General features: G+C 31.8%; 5 protein-coding genes and 1 rRNA gene. 4 read left to right on the forward strand and 2 right to left on the reverse strand.

What is annotated here, in order from left to right; translation table 11 throughout:
- Nucleotides 1-711: YihY/virulence factor BrkB family protein (locus tag ACIQ11_RS08915; protein ID WP_396154291.1), on the forward strand; the 711-nt coding region annotated here is incomplete at its 5' end.
- A gap of 63 nt (nt 712-774) precedes the next feature.
- Nucleotides 775-1335 (forward strand): chalcone isomerase family protein, encoded by a 561-nt coding sequence (locus ACIQ11_RS08920; protein WP_396148735.1) that lies wholly within the window; start codon nt 775-777, stop codon nt 1333-1335.
- A 42-nt stretch (nt 1336-1377) separates the two neighbouring features.
- Here ACIQ11_RS08920 and ACIQ11_RS08925 read toward each other — a convergent pair whose 3' ends face one another.
- Entirely contained in the window at nt 1378-1737 is a 360-nt protein-coding gene (locus tag ACIQ11_RS08925; RefSeq protein WP_396154292.1) for a nuclear transport factor 2 family protein, read from the reverse strand.
- A gap of 17 nt (nt 1738-1754) precedes the next feature.
- A complete protein-coding gene (locus tag ACIQ11_RS08930; RefSeq protein ID WP_396154293.1) occupies nt 1755-2837 on the reverse strand; it encodes a M42 family metallopeptidase in 1083 nt (360 codons plus the stop codon).
- A gap of 86 nt (nt 2838-2923) precedes the next feature.
- On the opposite strand from ACIQ11_RS08930, the gene ACIQ11_RS08935 reads away from it, so the two are divergent.
- Nucleotides 2924-3613, forward strand: coding sequence for a DUF4294 domain-containing protein (locus tag ACIQ11_RS08935; protein WP_396154294.1), 690 nt, complete (start codon nt 2924-2926; stop codon nt 3611-3613).
- Between the two features lie 646 nt (nt 3614-4259).
- Nucleotides 4260-4578, forward strand: a 16S ribosomal RNA gene (locus ACIQ11_RS08940); the annotation flags it as partial.

Below are 4578 nucleotides of genomic sequence, written 5' to 3' on the forward strand. Positions count from 1 at the left end.
TTTTTATTAAACTTAATTCCTTTTATACCTTTAGATAATTTTCAAAACGATTTTTTAGTATTTGTATCTCAAAGTGTTCCTCCTAATACGTATGATGCCATTGAAACTATTTTAAAAGATATTTTAAATAATAGTTATAAAGGATTGTTGTCTTCAGGGTTTTTATTATCCATTTTTTTAATGTCAAATGGAATTAATGCCTTGCTTGATGGATTTGAAATGTCTAAAAACATTAGCGTAAAACGAGGCTATTTTAGTCAATATCTTATTGCGATTGCACTATCAATAGTAATTGCATTTTTATTATTGTTAACGGTCGCGATATTAATTTTTGTAGCCGTATTGATTCATCAAATTGAATCACAAAGTGGCTACATTTCTAAAATCCCATTGATTGAATCCACAAGATATTTATTTGTGATACTTATGATTTTGATTATCACATCTACACTCTATAAATTTGGTACAAAAGAGACCAAACAAATTTCTTTTATAAGTTATGGTTCTGTAATGACAACCGTTTTATTTGTTTTAACTTCTTATTTATTTGGAATTTATGTAGAAAAATTTGCCAGATATAACGAGTTGTATGGATCTATTGGAACACTTCTGGTAATGATGTTTTACGTATGGTTAAACTGCATTTTAATTTTATTAGGATTCGAATTAAATGCATTCATATTCCAATTGAAAACTACTAAAAAAGAATAAATTAGTAGGAAGAAATAAAAATTAAGTGTAACTTAGCGACATCAAAAATTAAAATTAACTATTATGAAAAAACAAATTTTCACATTATTTATTGCTTTAACTGCGGTTTTCGCTTCAGCACAAAAAACAATTGGCGACGTTAAAGTTGATGCTAAACTTTCTGTAGAAGGTCAAAATCTTACTTTAAACGGTGCCGGAACAAGAGAAAAAATGTTCATGGACATGTATGTTGGTTCATTGTACGTTACTAAAAAATCTACAGATGGAAATGCTATTTCTGCAGCTAATGAAGCTATGGCAATTAAATTGAACATCGTTTCAGGATTAATTTCTTCTGAAAAAATGATTACTGCTATCAATGAAGGCTTTGAGAATTCAACAGGTAAAAAAACAGCACCTTTAAAAGCAAAAATTGATAAATTCAAAGGTTTTTTTAAAGATGTAATCAACAAAAAAGATGTTTTTATTATAGTTTATGTTCCTAATGAAGGCGTTTCAGTTTACAAAAACGGAACTAAAAAAGGAACTATTGACGGTTTAGATTTCAAAAAAGCATTATTCGGAATTTGGTTAGGAAATAAACCTGCAGATGACGATTTAAAAGCAGGAATGCTTGGAAAATAATAAAAAAAATCCCGTCTAAATGGCGGGATTTTTTTTGCTAATTTATCCGTGATACACTCTGGAAAAAATTATTTTACCAGCTTCAATTTCTAAAACTTCTGCAACAAGCATATCTTCTTCGCCTTCAACTTGTCTAACATATTCCATAAACACCCTGTTATTGTTGGATGTTAACGAAGTCACTTTATAGTATAAAGTAGGAAGTCTGTCAAACGCATCATTCCACCAAATTCTTAATTCGCTTTTTCCTTTTATTAAACCATTGGTTTCTGGTTTTCTTATCTTTAATTTTGGACTAAAGTGCGTGGCTCTTTCATCATATAAATATAATAAATCATCAAGGTTGTGCGAGTTAAATGCCTCAAACCATTTTTTGGCTATAGCTTCATTTTCCAACATCATATTACGACTAAAAAATGTTATTTAAAATAAGAAAAATCGTGATTGTTTTCAATTTTTAACAATGTTTCGTAAATCAATTTAATTACATTTTCAACATCTTCTTTCTGAACCATTTCTACTGTAGTGTGCATATATCGTAATGGTAATGAAATTAATGCACTTGGCACACCGCCATTACTATAAGCAAAAGCATCCGTGTCTGTGCCAGTTACTCTTGATGTTGCATTTCGCTGAAACGGAATTTTCTTTTCATCTGCCGTATCAGTAATTAATTCTCGTAACTTATTTTGTACAGCAGGAGCGTATGCAATAACTGGACCTTTTCCCATTTTAATATCACCTTGAATTTTTTTATCAATCATTGGTGTAGAGGTGTCGTGTGTTACATCTGTTACGATGGCAATATTCGGCTTAATGCTTTGCGTGATCATTTCTGCGCCTCTTAAGCCAATTTCTTCTTGTACAGCATTTACAATATACAATCCAAAAGGAAGTGATTTTTTGTTTTCTTTTAAAAGTCGGGCCACTTCAGCTATCATAAAACCACCCATTCTATTATCAATAGCTCTACAAACAAATTTGTTTCCATTTAAAATTTCAAAACCATCAGGATAAGTAATTACACATCCTACGTGAACGCCTAAATCTTCTACTTCTTGTTTGGTGCTACAACCGCAGTCAATAAAAATATTTTCTACTTTTGCCGTTTCTTCTTTTCCAGCAATTCTTGTATGAATAGCAGGCCATCCAAAAACTCCACGTACAATTCCTTTTTTGGTATGAATATTCACGCGTTTTGAAGGCGCGGTTTGATGATCACTTCCTCCGTTTCTTATTACATAAATCAATCCGTCATCAGTAATATAATTCACATACCACGAAATTTCATCACTATGTCCTTCAATTACCACTTTAAATGGAGCGTCTGGATTGACAATTCCAACTGCAGTACCATAATTATCGGTAATAAAAGTATCCACATACGGTTTTAAATAATTCATCCATAATTTCTGTCCTTCACTTTCATAACCTGTTGGCGATGCGTTATTTAAATACGATTCTAAAAATGCAATCGAACTATCTTTTAAAATACTTTTCATAAAATTCAAACTTTTTTTGCTAAAATAAAAAATTGGCATCTAACTTGCTAATAAAATTTATAATTTTACACTTTAATATATACGATATGGTACGTACTATTTTTATAACACTTTTGTTTTTTAATTTTTTATCACTTTCTGCACAAGAAGGAGAAGGTTCGGGTGTGTCCGATACTATAGAATACATTAAAGATTCAGATACGATTCGAGAAATAATAATTGAAGAGGTCACTATTTCTGATGAAAATACTGTAAAACTTACAAAAGCTGAACGCGAACAAATAAAACTACTCGAGTTTAGAGTCCGAGTAGTATATCCATATGCAAAATTAACTGCCGAAAAGTTAATGCAAATTAATGCTACAATGGCAAAGCTAAAATCTCCAAAAGAAAAAAGAAAATATTTTAAGCTTGTAGAAAAGTACTTAAATGAAGAGTTCGAACCAAAGCTTAAAAAATTATCTCAAAAACAAGGGCAAATTTTAGTCAAACTTATTAATCGTCAAACCGGACAAACCACTTTCGATTTAATTAAGAATTACAAAAGTGGCTGGAAAGCTTTTTGGTCTAACAATACCGCAAAATTATTCAATATCGATCTAAAGAAAACGTATGATCCTATGGAAGTCCCAGAAGATTTTTATATTGAATCCTATCTTCAACGTGCTTTCGATGAAGGCAAATTAGCAAAACAAGAAGCTAAAAAACCAATTTCAGAATCCGAATTAAGAGTAAATTGGGCAGCAAAAAATAAAGAAAAAGTAAAACTTAATTAGCAGCTCTTTCCTGCTCTCCGCTATATCTTTTTGCATAGTGGACTTTGAAAATAAAGCCCACTATACAAAAAGGATGCCGCTACGATCAGGGCTATGGCCTTGTTTTTTCAGTTGAATTTCCTCATTCAACTTTTTTATCAAGAAATCCTGTTATGTAACTTATTGTGCTTCAGAAGCTAAGAAAATACTTTAAAAAAAGATTGCAATAAGGTTAGGAAATCCGAATAAAGTTGCTAGTTTTGCACCCGCATTGAGAGCGACGTTCTTTATTAAACAGTACTTAAATCCTACGAATTTTATTTTTGATAAAAGGATAAAAAAAGATTTGGTAATTAGTAAATAAAGATGTTATCTTTGCACCCCGCAGAAGAAAAGTTCATTTACAATTTAGTTATAACAAAACGGAGATATAATTTTCTCAAAAAAAAGTGTATTAAAGTTTTGGTAATAAAAAAAAAGGTTCTACTTTTGCACCCGCTAACTCAAAGAGAAGGCAAAAAATAAGAGAATAAGTTCATAGACATATTGGATTGACAGCATATAAGAATAAGAGTAATATCTTTTTCGAGTATTATAAAGAATTGAATACCTAGCAAAATGATTATCGTCGATAAAATAACTTAGATAGAGATATCTTAAAAAATCTACGATGAAGAGTTTGATCCTGGCTCAGGATGAACGCTAGCGGCAGGCTTAACACATGCAAGTCGAGGGGTATCACGCTTTCGGGCGTGAGAGACCGGCGCACGGGTGCGTAACGCGTATACAATCTACCTTTTACAGAGGGATAGCCCAGAGAAATTTGGATTAATACCTCATAGTATTTTCGAATGGCATCATTTGATTATTAAAGTTCCAACGGTAAAAGATGAGTATGCGTCCCATTAGCTAGATGGTAAGGTAACGGCTTACCATGGCAACGATGGGTAGGGGTCCTGAGAGGGAGATCCCCCACACTGGTACTG

The organism is Flavobacterium sp., from assembly GCF_044361065.1.
Classification (GTDB): Bacteria; Bacteroidota; Bacteroidia; order Flavobacteriales; family Flavobacteriaceae; genus Flavobacterium.